At 71.5% G+C, this 24,380-nt stretch carries 22 protein-coding genes; 18 read left to right on the top strand and 4 right to left on the bottom strand.

Features of this window, described 5'->3' with window-relative positions; genetic code table 11:
* Positions 1-7: 7 nt before the first annotated feature.
* On the bottom strand, positions 8-1,468 hold the full coding sequence (locus OG344_RS06715) for an SRPBCC family protein (RefSeq protein ID WP_405087446.1): 1,461 nt from the start codon (positions 1,466-1,468) through the stop codon (positions 8-10).
* A 4-nt stretch (positions 1,469-1,472) separates the two neighbouring features.
* Positions 1,473-2,024, bottom strand: a complete 552-nt coding sequence (locus OG344_RS06710) for a hypothetical protein (RefSeq protein ID WP_405087445.1) — start codon at positions 2,022-2,024, stop codon at positions 1,473-1,475.
* Positions 2,025-2,382: 358 nt separating this feature from the next.
* Here OG344_RS06710 and OG344_RS06705 point away from each other — a divergent pair, with 358 nt between their 5' ends.
* The 11 genes from OG344_RS06705 (at position 2,383) to OG344_RS06655 (ending at position 10,306) form a co-directional block, all read left to right on the top strand.
* Positions 2,383-2,856, top strand: coding sequence for an Asp23/Gls24 family envelope stress response protein (locus tag OG344_RS06705; RefSeq protein WP_405087444.1), 474 nt, complete (start codon positions 2,383-2,385; stop codon positions 2,854-2,856).
* A 41-nt stretch (positions 2,857-2,897) separates the two neighbouring features.
* Positions 2,898-3,254 carry a hypothetical protein gene (locus OG344_RS06700; protein WP_405087443.1) on the top strand — a complete coding sequence of 119 codons (357 nt, stop codon included), beginning with the start codon at positions 2,898-2,900 and terminating at the stop codon, positions 3,252-3,254.
* A 2-nt stretch (positions 3,255-3,256) separates the two neighbouring features.
* Positions 3,257-3,442, top strand: a complete 186-nt coding sequence (locus OG344_RS06695; RefSeq protein ID WP_405087442.1) for a hypothetical protein — start codon at positions 3,257-3,259, stop codon at positions 3,440-3,442.
* Complete coding sequence (locus OG344_RS06690) at positions 3,439-3,765, top strand: Asp23/Gls24 family envelope stress response protein (RefSeq protein ID WP_405087441.1); 327 nt, start codon at positions 3,439-3,441, stop codon at positions 3,763-3,765. The genes OG344_RS06695 and OG344_RS06690 overlap by 4 nt, the downstream gene beginning before the upstream one ends.
* The gene (locus OG344_RS06685) at positions 3,740-4,348 is read left to right on the top strand and encodes a DUF6286 domain-containing protein (RefSeq protein WP_405087440.1); all 609 of its coding nucleotides are present in this window, start codon (positions 3,740-3,742) and stop codon (positions 4,346-4,348) included. The genes OG344_RS06690 and OG344_RS06685 overlap by 26 nt, the downstream gene beginning before the upstream one ends.
* 37 nt (positions 4,349-4,385) lie before the next feature.
* Entirely contained in the window at positions 4,386-4,973 is a 588-nt protein-coding gene (locus tag OG344_RS06680; protein ID WP_405087439.1) for an alkaline shock response membrane anchor protein AmaP, read from the top strand.
* Between the two features lie 134 nt (positions 4,974-5,107).
* The gene (locus tag OG344_RS06675) at positions 5,108-6,226 is read left to right on the top strand and encodes a GH12 family glycosyl hydrolase domain-containing protein (protein ID WP_405087438.1); all 1,119 of its coding nucleotides are present in this window, start codon (positions 5,108-5,110) and stop codon (positions 6,224-6,226) included.
* Positions 6,227-6,523: 297 nt separating this feature from the next.
* Positions 6,524-7,459: a hypothetical protein gene (locus OG344_RS06670; protein WP_405087437.1), complete on the top strand. Its 936-nt coding sequence runs from the start codon at positions 6,524-6,526 to the stop codon at positions 7,457-7,459.
* Positions 7,460-7,907: 448 nt separating this feature from the next.
* Positions 7,908-8,276, top strand: coding sequence for a group 1 truncated hemoglobin (locus OG344_RS06665; RefSeq protein WP_327048419.1), 369 nt, complete (start codon positions 7,908-7,910; stop codon positions 8,274-8,276).
* A 57-nt stretch (positions 8,277-8,333) separates the two neighbouring features.
* Positions 8,334-8,879 (top strand): PadR family transcriptional regulator, encoded by a 546-nt coding sequence (locus OG344_RS06660; RefSeq protein WP_405087436.1) that lies wholly within the window; start codon positions 8,334-8,336, stop codon positions 8,877-8,879.
* Positions 8,876-10,306: a DHA2 family efflux MFS transporter permease subunit gene (locus tag OG344_RS06655; RefSeq protein ID WP_405087435.1), complete on the top strand. Its 1,431-nt coding sequence runs from the start codon at positions 8,876-8,878 to the stop codon at positions 10,304-10,306. Before OG344_RS06660 ends, OG344_RS06655 begins: the two co-directional genes overlap by 4 nt.
* On the opposite strand, the gene OG344_RS06650 is transcribed toward OG344_RS06655, so the two are convergent.
* Together OG344_RS06650 and OG344_RS06645 are read right to left on the bottom strand one after the other, a co-directional pair.
* Positions 10,260-11,402 carry a helix-turn-helix domain-containing protein gene (locus tag OG344_RS06650; protein WP_405087434.1) on the bottom strand — a complete coding sequence of 381 codons (1,143 nt, stop codon included), beginning with the start codon at positions 11,400-11,402 and terminating at the stop codon, positions 10,260-10,262. The two genes, OG344_RS06655 and OG344_RS06650, sit on opposite strands and share 47 nt — an antisense overlap.
* Positions 11,389-12,195, bottom strand: coding sequence for a hypothetical protein (locus OG344_RS06645; RefSeq protein ID WP_327048415.1), 807 nt, complete (start codon positions 12,193-12,195; stop codon positions 11,389-11,391). Before OG344_RS06645 ends, OG344_RS06650 begins: the two co-directional genes overlap by 14 nt.
* 127 nt (positions 12,196-12,322) lie before the next feature.
* Between OG344_RS06645 and OG344_RS06640 the strand changes: the two genes are divergently transcribed.
* The 7 genes from OG344_RS06640 to OG344_RS06610 all read left to right on the top strand — a co-directional run bounded on the left by OG344_RS06640 (position 12,323) and on the right by OG344_RS06610 (position 24,350).
* Positions 12,323-13,237: a DUF72 domain-containing protein gene (locus tag OG344_RS06640; protein ID WP_405087433.1), complete on the top strand. Its 915-nt coding sequence runs from the start codon at positions 12,323-12,325 to the stop codon at positions 13,235-13,237.
* A gap of 595 nt (positions 13,238-13,832) precedes the next feature.
* A complete protein-coding gene (locus tag OG344_RS06635) occupies positions 13,833-14,033 on the top strand; it encodes a hypothetical protein (RefSeq protein WP_405087432.1) in 201 nt (66 codons plus the stop codon).
* Positions 14,034-14,043: 10 nt separating this feature from the next.
* Positions 14,044-15,207 (top strand): acyltransferase family protein, encoded by a 1,164-nt coding sequence (locus OG344_RS06630; RefSeq protein WP_405087431.1) that lies wholly within the window; start codon positions 14,044-14,046, stop codon positions 15,205-15,207.
* A gap of 703 nt (positions 15,208-15,910) precedes the next feature.
* Positions 15,911-17,386: an arabinofuranosidase catalytic domain-containing protein gene (locus OG344_RS06625; protein ID WP_405087430.1), complete on the top strand. Its 1,476-nt coding sequence runs from the start codon at positions 15,911-15,913 to the stop codon at positions 17,384-17,386.
* Between the two features lie 234 nt (positions 17,387-17,620).
* Positions 17,621-18,064 (top strand): HPP family protein, encoded by a 444-nt coding sequence (locus OG344_RS06620; RefSeq protein ID WP_405087429.1) that lies wholly within the window; start codon positions 17,621-17,623, stop codon positions 18,062-18,064.
* 49 nt (positions 18,065-18,113) lie between these two features.
* Positions 18,114-21,875, top strand: coding sequence for an FHA domain-containing protein (locus OG344_RS06615; protein ID WP_405087428.1), 3,762 nt, complete (start codon positions 18,114-18,116; stop codon positions 21,873-21,875).
* A gap of 645 nt (positions 21,876-22,520) precedes the next feature.
* Complete coding sequence (locus OG344_RS06610) at positions 22,521-24,350, top strand: ABC transporter ATP-binding protein (RefSeq protein WP_405087427.1); 1,830 nt, start codon at positions 22,521-22,523, stop codon at positions 24,348-24,350.
* Positions 24,351-24,380 lie beyond the last annotated feature (30 nt).

The raw sequence follows: 24,380 nt of genomic DNA, 5'->3' as shown, positions 1-24,380 counted from the left end.
CCGCGCGTCACTCCAGGGGCCGGCGGCGCCGGACCGGACGCCGCGCCGGCTGCTCGGGCTCGCCGGCCTCCTCGGCCCCGCGCTCCTGCTCGCCTTCGCCGCGCTCGGCCGTCCCGGCGCTCTCCGCACGCCGCCGTGCGGGTGTCGGGGCGCCACGCCGCTCGGGTTCGGCGGTCCGGGCTCCGCGCGTCCGGGTGATGGTCCGCCGTTCCTCGCGTTCCCGTTCCTCGGGTTCCCGCTCCGGCGCGCGCCTCCGGGTGACCACCCGGGCCCTGGCCCGTCCGCCCGCCTCGGCGCGGGCCGGAGCGCGCTCGCGCTCCTCTTCCTCTTCGGGCTCCTCCTCGCCCTCCTCCTCCTCTTCTTCCTCTTCGAGCTCCTCGGGAGCCTCTTCCTCCGGCTCCTCCTCGGCGGCCTCCTCTTCGGCGCCCTCTTCGGGGGCCTCCTCCGCCGCCTCGCCGGCCTCTTCGGGAGCCTCTTCGCGAGCCGCCTCGCCCTCTTCCTCCTCGCGGAGGGCCGTCTCGTGGTCCTTGACGACCTGGCTGTCGCGGATCTCGCCCCGCCAGCCCTCGATCTCGTCGGCGTGCAGCAGGGTATAGGTCATGACGTGCCGCCTGAAGTGCTTGAACTCCAGCCGGACCCGGCGGCCCTGGGCCCGCCACAGATTGCCGATGCGCTCGAACAGGCCCTGCGGGTTGTACTCGATCACCAGCAGGACCCGGGTCATCTCGGGGGTGATCTCGTGGAAGGTGACCGAGCCGTCCGGCCAGCCCTTGGGTCCCTGCGACCGCCAGACGATCCTGCTGTCGGGGACCTGCTCGACGATGGTCGACTCCCACGTACGGTGGGACCACCAGATCTGGGCCTTCCACCCGAGCTTCTCGTCGGACTTCTGCTCGACCGTCTCGACCTTCTTCATGAAGCTCGGCCACTCCTCGAACTGCGTCCACTGGTTGTAGACCACGCGGAGGGGCGCGCCGATGTCGAGCGACTCGACGATGTTGGTGAGCTTCAGCTTCTTGCCCTTGCCCTTGCCCTTGCCGCCACCGAACAGACCCTTGATCTTCTCCTTGCCGTAGGCGAACAGGGCGGCGCGTACGGGGTGGCTGCCGCCGCCGCCCTCGGTCAGCGCCTCGGTGAGGGTGCCGAGCAGGCCGCCTCCGCCGGTGGCGCCGAGGCGGTCGGCGAGTGACCGCAGCAGTCCCTGGCCACCCTGGCCGCCGGTCAGCTTGCTGATCACCCCCGGACCGCCGTTCGCCTGCCTGCCGGTGACCGCGCCGAGCAGGCCGGAACCGCCGTGCTCCACGTATTCGGTGAGACGGCCGGCCATCCGGTCGACCCTCCCCGCCACACCGGACAGCGCGCGTTCCGCCGCGGCCGTCAGCAGGTTCTGGACCTCCTGGCCCAGGCGCTGGGTGGGGAGGGCGGTCTCTTCCGATTCCCGTGCCCGTTCCCGTGTCTCCTCGGTCATGGGGTCACCTCCGGGTCCGTGTCACGGGCCGGGCGGACCGGGCTCGGGGCCTGGGCCGCTCCTCAGGCTCGGGCTCCTCTTCCTCTTCCTCGTACGGCTCCTCCTCGTACTCCTCTTCCTCCTCGTAGGCCTCTTCGGGCTCGGGCTCGGGTCGGCGCGCCCGCCCGCGCCCCGGCCTGCGGCGGGGCTCCTCCGGGCGCTCCTCTTCCGCTTCCTCCGCGGCCCGGCCGCGCCCCCGGGGCTGCCGGAGCGCCTCCGCGCGTTCGTGCAGCTTGTCGCTCAGTGTGTCGATCTGCCGGCTGGTGGCGCGCCTGGCCGCGGCCTTGCCGATGTCCAGCACGTCGCCGCGGACACGTTCGGTGATCTTGCTGAGATCGGGGGCGGCCCCGCCGAGGATCTTGGGCACCTGTTCCAGGAGGGCGCCGGCGGCCCCCTCTCCGCGCAGACGGGCGGCGAGGATGGCCAGCGCGAGCACCAGCGCGAGGCGCAGCTTGTGGTGCCGCCCGAGGTAGTAACCCGCGATGACAGCCAGAGCCACCTTCAGTCCGTCTTTCATGATCGCGCCTCCTCCTGGCCGCCCCGGAGCGTCGATGCCGGTCGCGTCGCCTGCCTCGCCGTGCGGCGTTGCGATCCGATCGAACAAGATGAATGCCCTAGAAGGTGACACAAAAACTCAATCAGTGACATACCGGACAGTTTTGGGATGTCATAACCCCTCCCTTAGGGCATGGGCCCCGGCCCTGCCCGGAGCCGTGACCGGCTCCGTGGTCTTGGTGTGTTCGAGGATCTCCGATGACCCAACCTCGCCTCACCTCGCACGATTACTGTGCGCGAACCGGGTATTACGGCCGTGAATCGGCGGGAAGCGGCCGGAAGCGGCCATATCTGCCGCGCACGCGAAGCGGGGGAGTCACATGACCGAGACCAGAACGTCGTCCGTGACCGCGGAGCAGGCCCCCGTCCGACCGCACGGAGGCCAGGGCGGCTCCAGCCTGATGACCGAGCGCGGGCGCACCACCATCGCGGACGAGGTGGTCGCCAAGGTAGCCGGGATGGCCGCCCGTGAGATCGAAGGCGTCCACGAGTTCGGCGCCGGTGGAGTCCGCGCGTTCGGGGCCATCAAGGGCGCGCTCGGCGCGGAGGACGGCGTCACCAAAGGGGTGTCGGTCGAGGTGGGCGAGCGGCAGGCGGCCGCCGACATCCATCTCGTCGTCGAGTACGGCGTCGCGATCCCCGACCTCGCGCAGGCCGTACGGGGCAACGTGATCCGCGCGGTGGAGCGCATGTGCGGGCTGGAGGTCACCGAGGTGAACATCGCCGTCGACGACGTCCATCTCCCCCGGCAGGACTCGTCGGCGCCCGCCGACGGGGAACCGCGGGTCCAGTGAACGCCGGCCCAATGAACGCCGGCCCAGTGAACGTCGGCCCAGTGAACGCGGGCCCGGGCGACGCGGTCGCGAGCCGGGAGGGCGGCGACCGGGAGGCGGCCACCGGACCTCAGGCGCCGGCGGCGCGGCGGATCGCCGAACGCGTGCTGTCCTGCCCCGACGTCGCCGGCCTGTCCAGAGGGCCGTTCGGCGCGGTGGCGACCTATCTCCCCGGCGACCTCGTCCCCGGCGTGGCCGTACGGGACGACGTGATCGAGGTGCACGTCGTCGCCCGGTACGGCAGGCCGTTCCCGGAGGTCGCCGAACTGATCCGCGACGCGATCGGCGACCTAGCGGCGGGCCGCAGGATGGACGTCGCGATCGCCAACGTGGTCACATCCGACGGAAGGAAGAAATGATCATGGAAGGCTATCCGCTCTGGGGCCTCGTGGGGCTGTTGTTCGGCACGGTGCTGGGAGTGGTGGGGGCCTTCGGCGGCCTCGCCGCGTTCATCATCGTCCTGGTCCTCGGCATCGTCGGGTTCTTCGTCGGCCTGGTGCTCGAAGGCGGCGTACACATGCCCCAGATGCACCCGAGACGGCAGTGAGCGTCCCGGCCGAGCGCGGCACGACGACGATCTCGGAGCGCGCGCTCACGAAGATCGTCGAGCAGGTGGTGGGCGAGGAGGAGCACGTGACGGAGCCGCCGCACGTGTCGGCGTCCTTGAGCGGGATGATCGCGGCGGTCCGCTGCGACGTCACCATCCGCTACCCGTCGCCGGTGCGGCGGGTGGCCGGCGAGATCCGCGAGCGGGTCCGGCGGCGCGTCCGCGAACTCACCGGCGTCGCCGTGGAGAACGTGGACATCGAGGTCGTCGGGCTCGTGCCCGAGCAGAGGAGTGGCGATGAGCGAAGGCGGAGGCCGGTCTGAGAGGACCCCGCTCTTCGTGCCGGTGCGGGGATTCGACGGCGCGGGAGCCGAACGGGCCTTCCGGCCCGGCCGGGGACTGCCCGCCGTGGTCGCCGCGCTCGCGCTGCTGGCGATCGGCGTGCTGACCGCCGTCGAGGTGATCTCAGCGTTGCTCGGGCATCCCGTCGGGCTCGTGCCGTACGAGCGGGTGGCCGGGTGGGCGAGGACCACGGCGTGGAACGACGACCGGGCGCTCGCGGCGGCCGCCGCGCTGGCCCTGATCGGGCTGGTGCTGGTGCTGATCGCGGCCGTGCCCGGGCGGGGGCGGCTGGTGGCGCTGCGCACGGCCGACCCCGACCTGGTGGTCGGCGTGCCGCGCCGCGCGCTCGCGCGGGTGCTCAGCGGCGCGGCCGGCCGCGTGGACGGCGTGCGGGCGGCGGGCGCACGGGTGCGCGGATGGCACGCCGACGTGTCCGTCCGGACGGACCTGCGCGACACCACCGTCCTCCGGGAGCGCGTCCGCGCGGCGGCGGAGCGGGAGATCGCCCGGCTCGCGCCCGCTCACCCGATATCCCTGCGGGTCCGGGTCCACGGGCCCCGGTAGGCCGCAGGGACCGAAGACGTCGAAGGAGGCAGCGACAGTGACGAAGCCGTCCAGAGGGAAGCCGTCCAAGGGAAACAGGACGGGCCTCACGCTGTTCGGGCTGGTCCTGCTGGCCGCGGGCGGCCTGGCGCTGGCGCGGGCGCTCGGGGCCTTCGGCGACGCCGCCGCGCGGCGGCCCGTGCTCGACGCGGGGACCACGTCCTTCGCGGCGACCACCCCGTGGTTCTGGCCGGTGGTGGCCGTGGCCGGCGTGGTGCTCGCGCTCCTGGGGCTGGCCTGGCTGCTCGCGCTGCTCCGGCTCGACCGGCCGCGGCGGCTGCGGCTGGAGTCGGGCGCCTCCGGCGTGACGGAGGTCGACGCCTACCCGGCGAGCGCGGCCCTGGCCGAGCAGGTCGGCGCGTACCCGGACGTGCGCAGGGCGCACGCCGTGCTGCGCGGCTCCTCCGACGACCCGCACCTCGACCTCGGGGTCTCCGCCGTCGCGCCGGCCGACCTCGGGGCGCTGGTCACCCGGCTGCACGAGGAGGCCGTCCCCGGCCTGCGCACCACCCTCGGGCTGCGCCGTCTCCCGACGCTGGTCCGGCTGCGCCTCGCCTCCGGCCGCCGTACGCGGGTGGTCCACTGACGGACGAAGTGACAGAGGTGTAGGTGAAAGTTTCACCTACCGTCACGGCGTTGTGGCTGGTTGCGGTTTCGTCCAGTTTGTCGACCAAATCAACTCATGTTGCGGTCCATGGTCAGGTGTCTATCGTCCGGGTCATGAGGATGCGAATGATCACGGCGAGCCTCGCCATGCTCGGCTCCGTCGCCGCGTCGCTCGTCGTCGGTCAGGCGGCGCATGCAGACACGGTGATCTGCGACAAGTACGGCAGTACCACCGTCCAGAACGGTAAGTACGTCGTCATCAACAACGTGTGGGGCAGCAGCGCCACGCAGTGCATCAACGTCACGAACAACGGCTTCACGGTGACGCAGGCGCAGCACAACAACACGGGCGGCACCCCGGCGGCCTACCCGGCCATCTACGCCGGCTGCCACTACGCCAACTGCTCCACCAACAGCGGCCTGCCTCTCCAGGCGAGCAACAGCCAGTTCAACACCGTGCAGACCAGCGTCAGCATGAGCTACCCGGGCTCCGGGATCTACGACGCGGCGTACGACATCTGGTTCGACCCCACGCCGCGCAAGGACGGCCAGAACACCGGCGCCGAGATCATGGTGTGGCTCAACCACACCGGATCCGTGCAGCCCGTCGGATCCCGCGTCGGCAGCGCCAACATCGCCGGCGCCAACTGGGACGTCTGGTTCGGCAACATCGGCTGGAACGTCATCTCCTACGTGCGGACCTCGGCGACGAACTCGATCAGCTTCGCGGTGCGCGACTTCTACGACGACACGGTGAACCGGGGCTACGGCCAGCGGTCGTGGTACCTCACCAGCGTCCAGGCCGGATTCGAGCCCTGGGTGGGCGGCGCCGGCCTCGCCGTGAACAACTTCTCCTACAGCATCGGCGGCTCCGTCCCGACCTCGACGCCTACCTCGACGCCGACCAATCCGGGCAACGGCGGCGGCTGCAAGGTGAAGTACACGAAGAACGAGTGGCAGGGCGGCTTCACCGCCGACGTCACCGTCACCCCCTCCAGCGCGGTGAACAACTGGACCGTGGGCTTCAACTTCCCGAACGGTCAGAAGATCACCAGCGCCTGGAACGCCACCATGACCCAGAACGGGTCCTCGGTCACCGCGAAGAACCTGTCGTACAACGGCTCGGTTGGCGCGGGCGGCAGCATCTCGTTCGGCTTCCAGGGCACCTGGAGCGGCTCGAACGGCAACCCGACCGGCTTCACGCTGAACGGCACCGCCTGCACCAACGCCTGACATCCCGGAACGACCCGAATACCCCCTGAACGCCTCACACCCCCCCTGTAGAAGGAGCGCCGCCCGAGGGATGTCCCTCGGGCGGCGCTCCCTTCTGCGGGTACACCGGAGCGGCGGGGACGTCCGAGACCTCACAATGGCGTCGCCGAGGTAGAAAAGTGCGGCCGAAAGTGACATGCCTGTCGCGTCAGGAGCCGTAGCCAGGTGGAGATACTCCAGTCAGGAGCCGGACCGTCGGAACGGTCCTGCTCCTGCGGGTCCCCCACCCCGCGAAAGGAACCCGGCAGAGGAGCCCTCATGTTTCTGCCCCCCATGCGCTCGCTCGCGGCGTCGGCCGCGTCGCTGGTGAGCGCGGCCACGCTGGTGGTCGTACCGGCGGTCCCGGTGGCCGCCGCCCCCGACGCCGCGGCTTCGGTCTCCGCGATGCGGGCGGCCGCGCCCGTGGCGACCCTGGTCGGCGTGCGCGCCTCGCACCACCCCGGCCTGGACCGGGTCGTCTTCGAGTTCCGCGGCCCGCTCCCGGCGCGGCGCGGCGCCGGCTACGTGTCCCGGCTGATCGCCGACGGCTCGGGCGACACCATCCCGGTGGCCGGCGACGCGATCCTCGGCCTGCGCTTCGAGCGCGCGGCCGGCCACGACGGGAGCGGCGCCTCCATCGGCCCCGCCCGCGAGACCTTCGCGCTGCCCGGAGTCGTCCAGGTCGTCCGGGCCGGCGACTTCGAGGCGGTGCTCACGTTCGGCATCGGCCTGGCGCGCAAGGCCCCCTACCGCGTCTACACGCTCACCCGTCCGAGCCGGGTGGTCGTGGACATCGGGACGCCGCGCCGCACCGTGCCGGTGGGCGTCCACCTCCTCGACTCCCGCCGCTACGACGCCGGGCGGGAGCCGTACACCAGGGTGGTGCGGCGGCCGGTGGCGCCACCGGCCACCGCGCGCGGCGCGCTCCAGCGGCTGTTCGCCGGGCCGACCCGGGCGGAGTACGCCGCCGGGCTGCGCTTCGTCGCCTCGGGAGCCACCGGTTTCACGTCCGTGGTCGTCCGCGGCGGGGTCGCCCACGTGCGGCTCACCGGCGCCGTCGGCAGCGGCGGGTCGGCGTTCACCGTCGCGGACGAGATCATGCCCACGCTCAAGCGGCTGCCCGGCATTCACTGGGTGAAGATCTACGACGCCTCGGGCCGCACCCAGCACCCGGCGGGCCGCTCCGACTCCGTCCCGGAGAGCCTGGAGCCCTGACCGGGCCGTACGGAGGGGAGGGCCGGAATGACCCGGCCCTCCCCTTTCCATGACCGCATCCTCACCCCTGAGAAGGACGCGGAGCTGAAACTTTCGGACTTCTGTCAAGTTGTCCAACGCCATTATGGCTGTTAGGGCGCGGATTTGTCACCTCGTATTGACCGGCGAGTGAAGGATTCCCGGGGTGCGCCAACGGAAAGTTAAGGCAATATTTCGAAACTTTCGGGCAGTGGCTTCACGACCGCGCGTAGCGCGCTGAAGTGGCACGCCACCGAGCCGCGCGGAGGGCGCCCGGTGTCCGCGCCCGAGAGTCCGGGCGCCGTTCCGGGTCGAACGTGTCGACTGCGTGAGCGGGCCGCTACGTACGTATTTCCGGCTGGTAATCGCGCCGTAACTTTCCGTGTCGAGCATCGGGCGAGGAGGTCACACAGACGCGAGAGGAAACGGTATGCCGTCCATCTTCGATCAGATCGGCGGATCGGCCGCGGTATCGGCCGTGGTCGACGAGTTCTACACGCGGGTCGTCGCCGATCCGATGCTGCGGGGGTACTTCGCGGACGTCGACATGGACAAGCTGAAGGCGCACCAGCGCAGCTTCGTCGCCGCGGCGCTCGGCGGCCCGCAGGAGTACCGGGGCAAGTCGATGGACGTGGCGCACGCCGGGCTCGGCATCACCGCCGAGGAGTTCGACCAGGTGGTCGTCCACCTGGCCGGCGCGCTGGAGTCGTGCGGGGTGGACGGCGAGACGATCGGCGCCATCGCCGGCGCCCTCGCCCCGCTGAAGGACCAGGTCGTGCGGAGCCAGGCCGTCTCCTGATCCGTTCTCCGGCACGCCGGGCTGGAAGGTTAGATTAACCTAGGTTATGTTGGACGCGTGTACTCCGACATAATGATCCTGCGCGGCCTGCTCACCGCGCCGAAGCACGGTTATGAGATCAAGAAGTACATGGAGCGCCTCACGGGCGGTCTTCTCAACAACAACACGCTCTATCCCGCGCTGCGCCGCTTCGAGCAGCGGGGGGAGATCGAGAAGATCGCCGAGGAGGTGGCGCCCGGCCGTCCGCCGCGGACCGTCTACCGGATCACCGGCAAGGGGCGGGAACGCCTGCTGGCGCTGCTGCGCACCGCCGATCCCCAGGTGCTGGTGAAGGACGAGGAGTTCCAGGTCAGGGTCGGCCTGTTCGACCTGCTGCCCGTCGCCGACCGGCGCAGGATCGTCGAGGTCAGGCGGGAGCGCGTCGAACACGAGCTGGCCCTGCAGGAGGAGCTGGCCGCCGCCGCCGGGCACGCGCCCTGGGGTGAGCGCGTCCTCGCCTTCACCGTCGAACGGCTCCGGCTGGAGCTGCTCTGGCTGACCGAGCTGGAGGCGGTGCTGGAGGAGGCGGTGCCGGAGGAGACGGTGCCGGAGGAGACGGAGTGACCGGCGCGGCGGGCGCGGCACCCACCCGCCTCATGTCCGCCGGCCTCGTCGCGGGGCCGGTGCTCTCGATGATCGACTCGTCGGTGGTCAACCTCGCGGTGCCGGATCTCGTCCGCGAGCTGGGCCGTCCGCTGGAGGTCGTCCAGTGGGCGGTGAGCGGCTACCTGCTCGCCCTGGCGATCGGCCTGGCCGCCACGTCGTACCTGGCCAGACGCTTCGGCCTGGTGCCGACGTACGCCGCGAGCCTCGCCCTGTTCACGATCTCCTCCGCCGCGTGCGCGCTCAGCGCGGACGCCGGCATGCTGATCTGCTTCCGGGTCGTGCAGGGCCTCGCCGGAGCGCCCCTGGTCCCGCTGGCGATCGGCCTGCTCATCGGACAGGGAGGCGCCACCGAGGGGGCGGGCGGCAGGGTGCCGCTCACCGCCGGTCTCGCGTTCTTCGCCGCGCCCGCGCTGGGCGTCTCCCTGGGCGGCCTGCTGATCGGCGCGTACGGCTGGCGCTCCATCTTCCTGGTCAACCTGCCGGTCGGGCTGCTCGCCCTGCCCGGCGCGCTGGCGGCCCGCCGGGCCGGCCTCGGCGCGAGGGGCGACCGGGCCGTACGGCCGGACCTGCCCGGGCTGGTCCTGCTGGCGGCGGGGCTCGGCCTGACCACCTACGGCGTGGAGCGCGCGGCGGCGCACGGGTGGGCCACCCCCTCCTGGCCGGCCGGCCTGGCGCTCCTGGCCGCCTACGTGCTGTGGGCGCGCCGCCGGCCGCAGGCCGCTCTGGCGCTCGACCTGGCGCGAGATCCCGTACGGGCGCTCACGCTCGCCCTGTGCGCGGTGTCGAGTGTCGTGCTGTTCGCCGTGCTGTTCATCGCGCCGTTGTATCTCCAGACGATCCAGCACCACACCGGCCTCGTCACCGGGCTCGCGCTCCTGCCGCAGGGGCTGGCGATGGGAGTGTCGGCCGCCGCGGGCACCACGATGGCGGAGCGCTTCTCGGTGCGGTTCGTGGTGGTGGCCGGCATGCTGTTCCTCGCGGTCACGACCGGGCTCATGGCGTTGCTGTCGGCCGGCACGCCCGTCTGGCTGACCACGCTCCTGCTGTGCGGGCGCGGCCTGGCGATCGGGTTCACCAGTCAGCCCCTGGTCGTCTCGCTGCTGGGCGGGCTGCCGCCCGAGCGCGTCCCGGACGCGAACACGCTGTTCAGCGTCGTGCAGCGGCTGGCCGGGTCGTTCGGGATCGCGCTGCTGGTGACGTTCCTCACGACCCGCGGCGCGGCCGCCGGATCCGCGCTCACGGGCTTCCGGGAGACCATGCTGGTCCTCGCCGCGACGGCGCTGCTCGGCGCTCTCGGCGCGGCGCTGCTGCGGCGGCCGGCGGAGCGGGCGTCCCTGGTCAGAGGACCAGTCTCAGCTCCGGGCGGTGACCGGGGAGGCCGATGAGCTCGCGCACCCGCGCCGGCGGCCAGGCGAGCTCCCGCGCGAGCGCGGGCACGGTCAGCCGGGCCTCGGCCGCCGCCATCTCGAAGGCGCGGGCCAGCAGCACGGGCTGCTCGCCGGGGTGGCCCGACACCGGCTCGGCCGCGAAGCCCGGCTGGTCGCGCAGCGCGGCGAGCCGCTGCCAGGCCCGGCCGGCCGCCGAGTCGGAGAGCAGCCCGACCTCCCGGCACCGGTAGAGCAGCGAGTCGACCGACACCCCCCAGACGCGGCGCAGCTCGGCCAGCCGCCGCAGGTCGGCGCGGGCGGGCAGGCTCGGCCCGATGCTGTCGCGCGGCGTGAGGAACTCGGCGGCGAAGGAGTCGGCCTCGCGTTCCTGCTGGCTGTCCCCGGCCGCCGCGTCGCCGTGTAGGACGAGGTGGCCCAGTTCGTGGGCGGCGGTGAAGCGGTGCCGGTAGACGTCGTCGAAGCGGTTGGGCGTCAGGACGACGATGGGCCGGGGCAGGCTGGAGGTGGAGAAGGCGTCGACCGTGACCGCGTCCTCGTCGGCGCGGGGGAAGACGACGACGATTCCCCGCGACTCCATGTGCCGCACCAGGTGACTGACCGGCCCGGCGCCGAGACCCCAGTGTTCCCGCAGCGCGCGGGCCGCGCCCACGGGATCGCGGGGGAGGGCGGTGCCGGAGTCGACCTCGCCCCCGGCGAAGCCCGGCAGGTCGACGAAGGGGAGCCGCACCCGCTTCTCCAGCGCGTACGTCAGCTCCCAGACCTGCTCGACGAAGGCCACGGCCTTGGCCCGCTGGTAGGCGCGGGTGGAGCGCAGGCTGCGGAAGTGCGCCATAGAGCCGTCGAGCTTGCCGTGCGGGCGGCCCGGCAGGAAGAACGCCGCGGGGACCGCGAGCACCTCGGCGAGGAGGGGGACCAGGTCGGGGCGCGGCCGGGTGATCCCGGCCTCGTACTGGCCGACCGCCGCGGGTGACACGCCGACGCGCTCGGCCACCTCCTTCTTGGTCAGCGCGGCGAGCCGTCTGGCCTGGGTGAGCCGGGTCCCGTCGAAGGCGTCCGCCACCGCCTGCGGGCTGGGCTCGCTATCGTCCTTCATCGGCGACGTCCGGCGCCTCCGCCGGCGCCTCGCTCTCCGGCGGCAGGGCCGCCGCGCGCTCGTACGGCGAGCGGGCGTTCATCTCGGGGGCGGGCATCGCGCCCCCGGAGAATACGGGCGGCGTCTCGATGGACAACGTCCCGGCGGGCAGGGTTCCGGTGGGCAGGGTTCCCGCGAGGGCGGCCCCGGCGAGGGGGATCTCCTCGTAGTGGTGCCAGCGCAGGGTGCCGGTGCGGTCGAGCAGCTCGGCCTCGCCCCACCACGCGTCGAGCAGCCCGGCCCCGGCGTTGCACGCGTACGCGATGAGCACCAGGCGGGTGCCCTCGGGCAGCTGCGTCAGCGCCCGGGCGGCCGGGGTGACCGGCTCGGGCATGCCGTCCTCGGCGCCGCCCAGCGTCAGCTGCTCGGTCCAGGGCCGCGGGCCGAAGCGGGTGAACAACGCCTGGACCAGCCCCGACGGCCTGCCGTCGCCGATCCGGGCGTTCACGACGCCGACCGACCGGTCCTTCGCGTAGCGGAAGGGGAAGAGCAGGTTGCCGCCGAGGACGACGAGCTCGTGCTGAGAGCCCGGCGGCTTGACGATCTCGACGTCGGCCATGTCCGCGAACGCGCGGGCCAGCGCCTCGAACTTGCGCGACATCATCGTGAAGCCGAACGGATGCAGATGCCGCGTCCGCGCCGTCTGCTGGGCGTCCTGGGCGTTCTCCAGGGCGACCGTCAGCGCCTCGGCCACGCCGCGGCGGATCTGCCCGGCGCGCGGCCCGAACGTCTCCATGGCCCAGGTCGACAGCATCGGCCACCTCCGGTGCGCTTCGGCCGGCGACCGCCGCACGCCGGGGCCGCTTTATTTTCCAACATCATAGACCCGCAGACGCTTCACGTGTCACAACCGACACACCTCTCCTGACTTATCGTGAAATATGGGGGAGATCCTGGTCGGCACGGCGTCGTGGACCGACAAGACGCTGCTGGAGTCCGGGTGGTACCCGCCCGACGTCACGACACCCGAGGAACGCCTACGCCACTACGCGGGCGAGTTTCCGCTGGTGGAGGTCGACTCGACCTACTACGCGCCGCCCGCCGAGGCCACCGTACGGCTGTGGGCCGAGCGCACGCCCCCGGGGTTCACCTTCGACGTCAAGGCGTTCTCCCTGCTCACGCGGCATCCCACCCGGCCGGCCGCGCTGCCGAAGGACCTGCGGCCGAGTGGCGCCGGGAAGAACCTGTACGCCCGCGACCTCGATCCCCGGATCGTCGAGCAGGTCTGGGAGCGGTTCCTCAGCGCCCTGCTGCCGCTGCGGGAGGCGGGCAAGCTCGGGTCGGTGCTCTTCCAGTTCCCCCGGTGGTTCCCGATCGGCCGGGCGAACAAGCACTACATCCTGGAGTGCAAGCGGCGCTGCGAGCCGCTGCGGATTTCCGTGGAGTTCCGCAACCACACCTGGATGAGCGAGGAGAACCGGGCCGAGACCCTCGACTTCCTCCGGTCGTACGGGCTGCCGTACGTGTGCGTGGACATGCCGCAGGGCTATCCGGACTCGGTCCCGCCGGTCGTCGCGGCCACCTCCGACCTCGAGGTCGTGCGCTTCCACGGGCACAGCGACAAGTGGACCAGTCACGACACCCACGAGCGCTTCGGCTACCACTACTCGCCGGAGGAGCTGGAGCGGTGGGCGCCGAGACTGCGTGATCTGGGTGCCGAGGCGACCACCACGCACGTGCTGATGAACAACTGCTACCGCGACTACGCGCAGACCAACGCCCGGCAACTCGCCGCCGTGCTGGCGGGCATGCCGGACTGCGAGGTCCGCCCCCGTCCGGCTCAGCGAGGCGGATGACCGGCGCTCACGGCCGCCCGGCGTTCGTGTCGTGGGGCCCGCCGGGCCCCCGAGGCCTCCGACGACTCGCTCGCCGTACCGCGGCACTGGCCCATCCCCCGCCGCCCGTACCCCTCGCTGGCGACGGCAGTCGCCGGGGACGGCCCGCGTACGGGCAGCGGCCCGGCCCCGCCTCCGACGTCTTCAGTTGGGCCGTGACGATCGCGTACGCCGCGACCGGGCGGCTGCCCTTCGCCGGGCCGACCGTTCCGGCCGTCCTGATGGCCATCTCGGTCCATGAGCCCGACCTGTCCGGCGTGCCCGCCGACTTCCGCCCGCTGCTGGAGGGTGCCTGGCGAAGGATCCCGCCGTCCGGCCGGCCGCCTCCGCCCTGCTGCGCGCCCTCACCGGCGACGACACGGCCACGGCCGCCACCTCGCCTGCCACCGCCTCACCTGCCACCACGTCAGCGTTCACCACAGCACCGTTCACTCAAGCACCGGACGATCCGGCCCGTACGGTCGTCTCCGGCGGCGCGATCCCGGCAGGCGCGGACACCGGGAACCCGCCTGCTCGGCGGCGATGGCTCATCGGCCTCGCGGCGGGAGCGCCGGCCGTGCTCGTCGTGGGCGGGGTCTTGTACGCGTCCCGCGGCGGCGACGCGGGTCCCAAGGGCGGGAGCCTGCTGTACGGCGACGCCATGCCCTCGGACCGGCGCACGACGCGGGCGGTGCTGTCGAGCGCTCATGTGCCCGAGGCCGGAGGCGGCGCGGTCACCGTCTCGTTCGACGACTTCAGCGTGCGTAAGGCGGGCTAAAGTCACCTGAATGGCGGCGAACCCCTCTCGGCTGGCATGGCTCGACGCGTTGCGCGGAGTCGCCGCGCTGGGTGTGGCACTGCACCACGGGGCCTGGACCTTCGTCCCGGAGTTCTGGGCGAAAGTGGACGGCACCGTCGACGTCGGCACCTGGGGCGTCTTCGCGTTCTTCCTGGTCAGCGGATACATCATCCCGGCCTCCCTGGAACGGCGCGGCGACCTGCGGGCCTTCTGGACCGGCCGGGCCTTCCGGCTGCTGCCCCTGCTGCTCACCGCGCTCGTCCTCGCGCTGCTCCTCGCGTACGCCGGCGCGTTCGTGCCGTCACCCGACCTGAACCGGCGTCCACTGGCGCTCGTCGCCCTCGGCAACCTCACGATGCTGCAGGAACTGCTCGGCCTGCCCGCCGTGATCGGCGTGATGTGGACGCTCTCCTACGAGATGGCGTTCTACCTGATGGTCGCCGGGTTGTTCGCCGTACGGCAGGCACATCGGCCGACGCCGATCGCCGTCGTCCTGGCGCTCGCCGCGGTGCCCCTCGGCCTGCTGCTGCCGCGCGCGACGATCAACGGCCGGGCGGGCGCCGCCGCTCTGGTCCTCGCGGTCGCCGTCGTGCTGGTCATCGTGGCGTCCGCGGGCCCGTACGGCGCCGTCCGCAGGGTGGCGGCGGTGATCGGGGGCCTCCTCGGTGTGGCGCTCGTCGTGCTGGGCAGCCGGGGCGGCGCCGGACAGGGACTGGTCATCGCGGCGGCGATGTTCGCCGGGACGGCCGTCCACCGGGCCGAGTGCGGAGCGATCCGGTGGCGTACGGCCGCGGCGGCCCTGCTGGCCGTCCTGGCCTGCGCGGTGGTCGCCGAGGACGATCCCACGCACACGGTGGCGATCGTGCTCGCCGTGGCCTGTTTCCTGGCCACCTTCGCCCTGCGGGGCCGGGCGTTCCCCCGGTGGCTCACCCACCTCGGAGTGATCAGCTTCTCGCTCTACCTGCTGCACCCGCTCCTCCTGCGGATCGCGCCGAACCTGCCGCTGTTCTTCCTCGCCACGGTGGCGCTCGGCCACGTGACGTACCGCCTCGTGGAGGCGCCGGGCCAGCGCCTCGGCAGACGCCTTTCCGGCCGGAGCGGCGCCCACGACGGCGCGCGGAGCCCTACGGTCGGGGGATGGGCAAGATCCTGATCGGTACGGCCTCCTGGACCGGCAAGTCGCTGCTCACGTCCGGCTGGTATCCCCCCGAGGCGTCCACCCCCGAGACCTGAACACGCCGCCGGGCGTCATCGCCGAGTTCGCCGCGCTGTTCCCGCACGCCGAGTTCGCCGTACAGCCGGGAGCGGGACACTTCCCCTGGCTCGACGACGCCCGCCGCTTCGTGACGACGACGGCGGAGTTCCTCACCCGGCCCTGACACACCGCTCCGAGCCGGGTGCCGGGTCCGGTCTCGCCGGTGGTGTCGGCCGTGCGCGCGACCCGGTAACGCGAATCGGCCGCGACCCGATATTTGGCGGAAAGGTCCGATAACCGGTCATCATTGTTATGATGTTTTCCTGCGCACACGCCTCTCCGGCCCTTGAATGGTCGGAGGACTGAAACTTTCACCTCAAGTGGGAACCGCCGGTCTTCGCCGCGGTTCATCGTTCCACTTCAACAGGGTCAACGGCCGCGCGGGAGGCGAGGCCAAGAGCCCGGCTGATTGACTGATGCCGCGCGCCGGGATTGGCTCGGCAGCACACCACCACCATGAACGGAGCCGCATCCGTGATCGGCCGAAAAATGTTAGCGCTAACAACAACGCGGATATGGACCGACTCCCAAGGGGTGGCCTGATCGCCCGCGGCAGTGGCGCCGCGGAGAACGCGCACATCTCGGAGAATGGGAAACACCTGTGCGAAATGTCAGTTCATTACGTCGGCGCCTGAGGCTCTCTGCCGCCGCCGTCGCCGCCCTTCTGGTGGCCGGCGCCGGTGTTGCGGGGACGCACACGGCCTCGGCCGCCGCGGCCGGATGTCAGGTCACCTACACGGTGTCCAGTGAATGGCCGGGCGGCTTCAACGCGAATGTTAGCGTTAACAATCTCGGTGACCCGATCAACGGCTGGAGGCTGACCTGGGCGTTCCCCGCCGGGCAGACCATCACCCAGCTGTGGAACGGCACCTACACCCAGTCGGGCTCCCAGGTCACGGTCACCAACGTCTCCTACAACGGCGCCATCCCCAGCGGCGGCAGCACCGAGTTCGGGTTCAACGGGAGCTTCAGCGGCTCCAACCCGAAGCCGGCGAGCTTCGCCCTCAACGGCGTGACCTGCACCGGCGGCGTCACCTCTCCGTCCCCCGGCGGCTCGCCCTCGTCGTCCCCTTCGGCGTCTCCCTCGGCGTCGCCTTCAACGTCGCCCTCGTCACCGGCGGGCAACCGGCCGTGTGACATCTACGCCGCGGGCGGCACCCCGTGCGTCGCGGCGCACAGCACGACCCGCGCTCTGTACGGCAGTTACAACGGCGCGCTCTACCAGGTGCGCCGCGCCTCGGACAACACCACCCGGGACATCGGCGTGCTGAGCGCCGGCGGCGCCGCCAACGCCGCCGCGCAGGACTCGTTCTGCGCGAACACGACCTGTCTGATCACGATCATCTACGACCAGTCCGGTCGCAACAACCGCCTCACCCAGGCGCCTCCCGGAGGCTTCTCGGGCCCGGCCGCGGGCGGGTACGACAACCTCGCGACCGCGACCAAGGCGCCGACCACCGTCTACGGCAGCAAGGCGTACGGCGTCTACGTCGATCCCGGCGTCGGCTACCGCAACAACACCACCAACGGCGTCGCGAAGGGCGACCAGCCGGAGGGCATGTACGCCATCTTCGACGGCACCCACTACAACGGCGGCTGCTGCTTCGACTACGGCAACGCCGAGACCAACAGCCGTGACAACGGCAACGGCACCATGGAGGCCATCTACTTCGGCAACATCAAGGTCTGGGGCTACGGCGCCGGCAACGGTCCGTGGATCATGGCCGACCTGGAGAACGGCCTGTTCTCCGGGGTGAACACGGGCTACAACGCGGGTGACCCGAGCATCAGCCACCGCTACCTGACGGCGATCATCAAGGGCGAGCCGAACCACTGGGCCATCCGCGGCGGCAACGCGCAGTCCGGCGGCCTCGGCACCTTCTACGACGGCAAGCGGCCCAACGCCTCGGGCTACAACCCGATGAAGAAGGAGGGCGCCATCATCCTCGGCATCGGGGGTGACAACAGCCACGGCGCCGCCGGCACCTTCTACGAGGGTGTGATGACCTCCGGCTACCCGACGAACGCCACCGAGGACGCGGTGCAGGCGAACATCGTCGCCGCCGGATACCGCTAAGACCGGACACCGGTAAGGCCGGAGACCGGTAAGTCAGACAGAGGCAGACGGGCCTCAGCGGATCCGGAAGCCGGAAGACCGAGCCGCCCCTTGCACCACCGGGGGCGGCTCTCGGCTTTCAGGGTGTACACGCATTCCGGATGGATTTATACTCGCCAATAATCGTTTTCGGATATCTAAATGGCCAGTTAACCGATTGTTCGGGGCGACCGTAAGACGGGCCTGGGAGGTTGCGTGCTGGTCAGCGACGTCATGACGGCGTTCCCGGCCTATATACGACTCGGCGCGACCATCCGGCGGGCGGCCGAAATGCTCAGTGTGTCGGAGGTCGGCCAGCTGATGGTCCTGGACCACGACGGCCGGTTCGCCGGGTCGCTGTCCGAGGAGGATCTGGTGCGCGCCATGCTGCCCGCCTTCGACGACGTGACCGCCGGCGGCGGCACCCTCGCCGACGCCTTCCAAATCTTCCTGGAGCGGGGCCGCACCCTGGCCGACCGGGTCGTCGACCCCCTCGTCGTACGCGACGCGGCGACGGTCCGCCCGGCCGACGAACTCGCCCGCGCCGCGATCGTGATGATCGACCGCGGGATCCGGCGGCTTCCCGTCGTCGACGACGGCACCCTCGTGGGCACGCTGTCCCGGGCCGATCTGTGTCGTGCGGTGATCTACCATTCCTGAGCTCAGGCTGATCCTCACCGACCGGCACACCCGCGAGAGCAGCGAGCGGGTGTGCACACTGCCGGCGACTCTCGGCCGGGACAGCGGCGCGGCTGCCGTGGTGCTGGACGACGGCATGGTCTCCCGGCGCCACGCGAGGCTGGAGATCGTCGACGGCCACCTGGTGCTGACCGATCTCGGCAGCTCCAACGGAACCTACGTCAACGACGCGCGGGTGACGCGACGGGTGCTCGTCCCCGGCGACCGCCTGCGCATCGGCCGCTACGAGCTGACCTGGATGTTCCTCGACCCGGAGGCGACGGGGCTCATCGATCCGGGGCAGCTGACCATGCTCCGGCCGGTCGCGCCGCCGCGCCTGCCCGCACGACGCGTGGTGGAGGCCGCCGAGGCGCACAACCGGGCGGTGGGGCACGAACTCGACGGGTTCCTCTCGCTCGCGCACGGGTTCCTGCCGGCCGAGCCGCCGCTGACGGCCTTCCCGGACTCGCACCGGGCCTGGGACGAGATGAGCGGCCGGCTTCCCGGCCTGTTCCGCCGGCTGGCGCTGCGCCGGGCGTTCGACACGATGCCGGTGCTCGACGCGCGGCCCGAGGCGTTGCCCGACCGCTACCTGCTCCGCGCCTCGACCCTGCTCGGCGTCTTCGCCCACGCCTACCAGTACATGGCGACCGATCCGCCGGCCGCCCTGCCCGAGTCGCTGCTGCGGCCGTGGACCACGGTCTCGCGCCGCCTCGGCAAGGAGATCCCGGCCGTCTCCTACATCGACCTGTTCTTCTACAACTGGCGGCTGCGCGACCCGGCCGGGCCACGGGCGCTGGACAACATGGAGCTGCTGGTCCCGACCTGGGACAACGCGGCGGAGCGGGTCTTCTACCTGGTCACCACCGAGTTCGCGATGGGGCTCACGCCCGTGCTGGGCGCCATGCTGGACGCCCAGGAGGCCGTCGTCGCGGACGACCCGGCGGCCCTGGAGGCCGCGCTCCTGGTGATCCTCGACCGGCTGCGGCACGTCACCCAGGCCATCTATCCGCAGATCGATCCCAACCCCCGCGGGCGGCATCCGCTCGACCAGGTGCTGTGGGCCAAGACGGTCGGCACGGCGGGCGTCCCCATCTTCGACGGCGCGCCCAGCCCGAGCGGCACCGCGCAGCCGCAGATCCACGCGCTGGACGCGTTCCTCGAACGCCGTGACTACGACTCGCTGGTCGGGCGGCAGAGCACGTACCTCGCCGGGTTCTTCCCGCGGCACTGGCAGGAGCTGGTGGCCGCGTTGCGCGAGGTGTCGGTGCGCCGGTATGTCGAGGACACCCGCAACAGCACCCTGCGCGGTGTCTACAACGCCGTGCTCGACGCCTATCTGGGCGACCGCGGCTGGATGGGCCTGCACCGCGTCAAGGCGTACGGCTTCCTGGAGGTGGCGTTCAAGGTCGGCCGGCAGGTGACCACCGGGGCCCGGTTCACCGGCCTGTTCAAGGACCGGACCTGGGACAAGGTGGACGGCGAGCTGGCCGTCGTCCGCGACGAGCGCCGCCCGCCGGTGGGCCCGCCGGTGGTGTTCGGGACCGCCCGCCGGGGCCGTGTCGTCACCGCGGAGTCCGGCGCCTGGACCTGTCACCTGGAGATCGACGTCACCGGGCAGGGCGTGCACCATCTGCCCGGCGACCGGGTCGGCGTGCTGTCCGAGAACGACGACGATCTGGTGCGCCGTACGGTCGCCGCCCTGCAGGCGACCGGCGACGAACTCGTGCGGCTCACCCCGGAGTGGCGGGCGGCGGTGGCCTGCCGTGAGGGCTACGGCGAGGCCGACGTGCTGCCGCTGCGGACGCTGCTGCGCTTCGCCCGGCTCCGCCCGATCGGACGGGAGGTGGCGAAACGGCTGGTGAAGCTCACAGCCGTCGGCGCGTGGCGGCGCGTGGTCGACGCCCGCATGGAGGACCAGTGGGAGCTGTGGGACGTCCTCAATCTGTTGTACGCGGGCGGGTATGACGTCACCCGGCTGTGGAAGGCCGATCCCCACGAGGACGACGCGTTCTGCGCGGTCGTTCCGCCCGAGCCGTTCCGGCTGTACTCGATCGCCTCGGCTCCGCCGCCGGGCGAACCGGCCACCACACTGAAGCTGGTGGTCGCCGGCCTCGGCTACACCTCCGCCCAGACGCCGTGGTCGTACCCACGGGAACGGCAGGGCACGGCGTCGCACTTCCTGCGCCGGGTGAGCGCCGAGGGCCGCCGGCGGCTGCCGCTGCGGATCGTCTCCACGCCCCGGTTCCGGCCGCCGGCCGATCCCGCCACGCCCGTCGTCATGTTCGCGGCCGGTTCCGGGATCGCTCCGTTCCTGGGGTTCCTCGCCGCGCGCACCGGCCCCGCCGACAACATGGTGCCGGGCGACAACACGGTGCCGGGCGAGAATCGGCTCTATCTCGGGATCCGTACGCCGGAGGAGTTCGCCGAGCGCGCCGACCTCGACGCGGCGGCGGCCGCGGGCCGGCTGAGACTCTCGGTGGCGTTCTCCCGCGCCGACGCCGCGATCGGCTTCGACGGTCGGCGCCACGTCGTCCGGGACGGACGGCGGCGCCGGGTGGACGACGTGATCCGCGCCGAGGCGGACGAACTGTGGGAACTGCTGCGCTCCACCGGCGACGGCGGCCGAGGCGCGTTCGTCTACGTGTGCGGAAGCGCGCGGTTCGCCGTCTCCGTGATCGAGGCCTTGATCGGCATCGTGCCCGGCGACGGCCGCGAGTTCCTCCGCGGGCTGGTGGCCGACGGACGTCTGGGCACGGACGTCTTCACCACCTACCTGGGCCACGCGCAGCAGGGTCCCCGGTTCGAGGTGTCGGACCTGGCGCGGCACAACACCGCCGAGGCGGGCTACTGGATGGCGATCGGCGGCGCGGTGTTCGACGTCGGCGAGTTCCTGCACCTGCACATCGGCGGGCCGCACATCATCCGCAACCACGCCGGGCTCGACGCGACCGCGGCGTACCGGAAAGTGCTGCACCACGCGCACGCCGAGATCGACGCCCAGCTCGCGATGTACCAGATCGGCCATCTGCGCCGGCTGCACTTCGGCGCCCGGTGGGGCGTGGTGCTCACCGAGGAGGGCCTGCGCGCGCTGCCGCTGGAAGAGCTGTTCCGCACCTGGGTACGGTTCGTGTACCTGCTGGTCGGCATGGAGAACGCGCTGACCGCCGACTACGGGTTCACCACGACGGTCTCCACCGCGGGCGAGGATCCCCGGGAGCTGACGCCCTTCAAGGCGCAGTACGTCGTCGAGGCGCACCGGCGGTTCCTGGTCAGCTACCTGGACGGGCTGCTGCACGACGACCTGCGCACCCTGTGGCAGCTCACCGCGGGATTCTGCGACCCGCACCTCGACATCCGGTCCTTCGACACCGGCCTCGCCGACATGTCCGCGCGGCCGGACGCCGGGCTGGTGCGGAACTCGGTGTCCGCCGTCAGGCGGCTGCTGCTCGGCGGGGACGACTTCGGCCGGGTGACCGCGATGTGCCGCGTCTACATGCACGGCGACGTCCAGTTGCTGCGTGACCTGAAGACCGCAGTGCTGGAAGGGGTCCGGGCGTTCGAGATCCACGAGGCCGACGTCGTCGAGCGGGCGGGGGCCACGTTGCTGGCCGCGGTGAGTGACGCGCTCGCCGCGGTCTCGGCCTACTATCGGCGCCTCGCCGAGCAGACCCGGGGCCAGGGCATCTCGGCCGACGGCGCGGACGAGGAGACGATCCCGGCCGACCGGGGCCTGCCCGGCCACGGCGGTCCGCTGCTCCTTCCCGATCAGTACTCCAGCCGTAGTTCCTGATCAAGGGACGCGTGCTCGCAGCTCTCACGAGGAGCCGAGGGGCACATAGCGTGAGGAAGGCGACGTCAACCATGCAGCGGATTGTTTGGTTCGGTTAATTCAGGCGAGGCGAACAATCTGTACCGGTTCGTCATGCCGGCGGTGGCCGGTCCGGTCAAGCTTGTCCCACTACCCGCTCTCGCCACGCGGGACGTTACCGAAAACGCGCTTCGCGTGGCCGCCGCACGGGGACGACTCCGTGCGGTCAAGGGTGACGACGGCATGTGGCGTAGTAGCAGGAAGTGGGTGAACGATTACCTCAAGTCGAGGCATCGTAGGTCGTGACGTGTCTGCGGATCATAAGCCAAAACTCCGATAGTGCCTTCATCAACGACCACTGCAGGCTCGTTGGCACCGGTGTCTCCTGTCCGGTTGGCCTCCTGACGGGTGAGGCGTGACCTGCGGTAACTGACTGATCCTGGCCCTTGGTCGCCCGGCTGGACCAGCGTCCGGTCGCGCGCGGAAAAAGTCGTTGATCAGATGATTTCGGCCATTGTGTGAGGTCGACCCTCACGCCTATTGGCCGGGGTGCCGAGAAAATCGTTCGCTCCTCCCGTACGGGCTGCGGCAGCATGACCACGGCGATATCGGCATTCGGGAGGGCTGATGGCTGTGCTCGGATCGACGAACGACGCCGAAGACGGCCAATCCACGCGCAGATCGGCGCTTCTGCTGGCATTGCGGTACTACTGCGGCGAGCTGCGGCGGCAGTGGCCGGTCGCGGTTCCCGCGCTGGTGCTGCCGGCGATCGGGAACATCTGCCTGTTCTATCTGGCGCCGCTGGCGGTGGCGGGCCTGGTGGGGCGCCTCTCCGGCGGCCGGGACGGCTCCTTCGACGTGCTGCTGCCCTACGTGCTCGGCTTCGGCGCGCTGCTGCTGGCGGGTGAGGCGTTCTGGCGGGTGGGGATGCACTTCCTGAACCGCGCCGACGCCCGGGGCATCGAGCGGCTCGGCGTGCTGGGGATGGACGAACTGCTGGCCAAGGACGTCGCGTTCTTCCACGACAACTTCGCCGGTTCGCTGACCAAGAGGGTGCTCGGATTCTCCTCCAGGTTCGAGGAGTTCATGGACACCCTCACGTCCTCGATCATGGCGAAGGTGGTGCCGCTGGCCTTCGCCTCGGTGGTGCTGTGGCGGTACCACCCGGTGCTGGTGCTCGTCCTCGTCGGCCTGATCGTCGTCACCGGCGTCGTCGTCGCTCCGCTCATCCGCCGCCGGCAGGCCCTGGTCGACGCGCGCGAGGCCGCCAAGGTGCTGGTGTCGGGTCACGTCGCCGACGTGCTGTCCAACATGGAGACGGTCCGCGCGTTCGCCGCCGAGACGCGCGAGGCGGTCGAGCATCGGGCCAGGATCGCCGAGCAGCGCCGGCTGTCCGTCCGTTCCTGGGACTACAACAACCTCAGGGTGGACATGGTCGTCGCCCCGATGTCGGTGCTCACCAGCGCGGTGGGCCTGCTCCTCGCCGCGGCGCTCCGGGGCGGCCTCGGCGTGGAGGCCATCGTCGTGACGTTCACCTACTACTCGAACGCGATCGGCATCATGTTCGAGTTCAACATGACATACCGGCGCATGGAGAGCTCGCTCACCGAAGCCGCCCAGTTCACCGAGTTGCTTCTCAGGCCGCCGACGGTGGTGGACCCGGCCGACCCGCAGCCCCTCCGCCCGGCCGACGCGAGCGTCCGCTTCGAGCGGGTGAGGTTCGGGTACGCCGGCGGCGCGCCGCTGTTCGACGGCCTGGACCTGGACATTCCCGGCGGCACCAAGATCGGGCTGGTCGGCCGGTCCGGCGGTGGCAAGAGCACCCTCACCCGGCTGCTGCTGCGTCTCATGGACGTGGACGGAGGCAGGATCCTGATCGGCGGTCAGGACATCTCCCGCCTGCGTCAGGCCGACCTGCGCGGTCTTATCGCCTACGTCCCGCAGGAACCGGCGATGTTCCACCGGTCCGTACGGGAGAACCTCGCGTTCGCCCGGCCGGGCGCCACCGACGCCGAGATCCTCCGGGCCGCGCGGGCGGCCCATGTCACGGAGTTCGTCGAGTCGCTGCCGGACGGCTTCGACACCCTGATCGGCGAGCGCGGCGTCAAGCTCTCCGGCGGCCAGCGGCAGCGCATCGCGCTCGCGCGCGCCATCCTGCGGGACGCCCCCGTCCTGCTGCTGGACGAGGCGACCAGCGCCCTCGACTCCGAAAGCGAGATCCTCATCCAGGAGGCCCTGTGGCGGCTGATGCAGGACCGTACGGCACTCGTGGTGGCGCACCGGCTCAGCACCGTCGTCCGCATGGACCGGCTGGTCGTGCTCGACCGGGGACGCGTCGTCGAGCAGGGCACCCACGGCGAGCTGCTCCAGGCCCAGGGCTCCTACGCCCGGCTCTGGAACCACCAGTCCGGTGGCTTCCTCGTGGAGGACGACGCCCCCGACGCGCTCCATCTGTGACGGGAACGGGCGGCGGCAGGGAGGCACGCA

It is taken from the genome of Microbispora sp. NBC_01389 (assembly GCF_045040095.1).
In the GTDB taxonomy this organism is placed as follows: Bacteria; Actinomycetota; Actinomycetes; order Streptosporangiales; family Streptosporangiaceae; genus Microbispora.
This window is presented reverse-complemented; position numbering and strand designations above follow the sequence as displayed.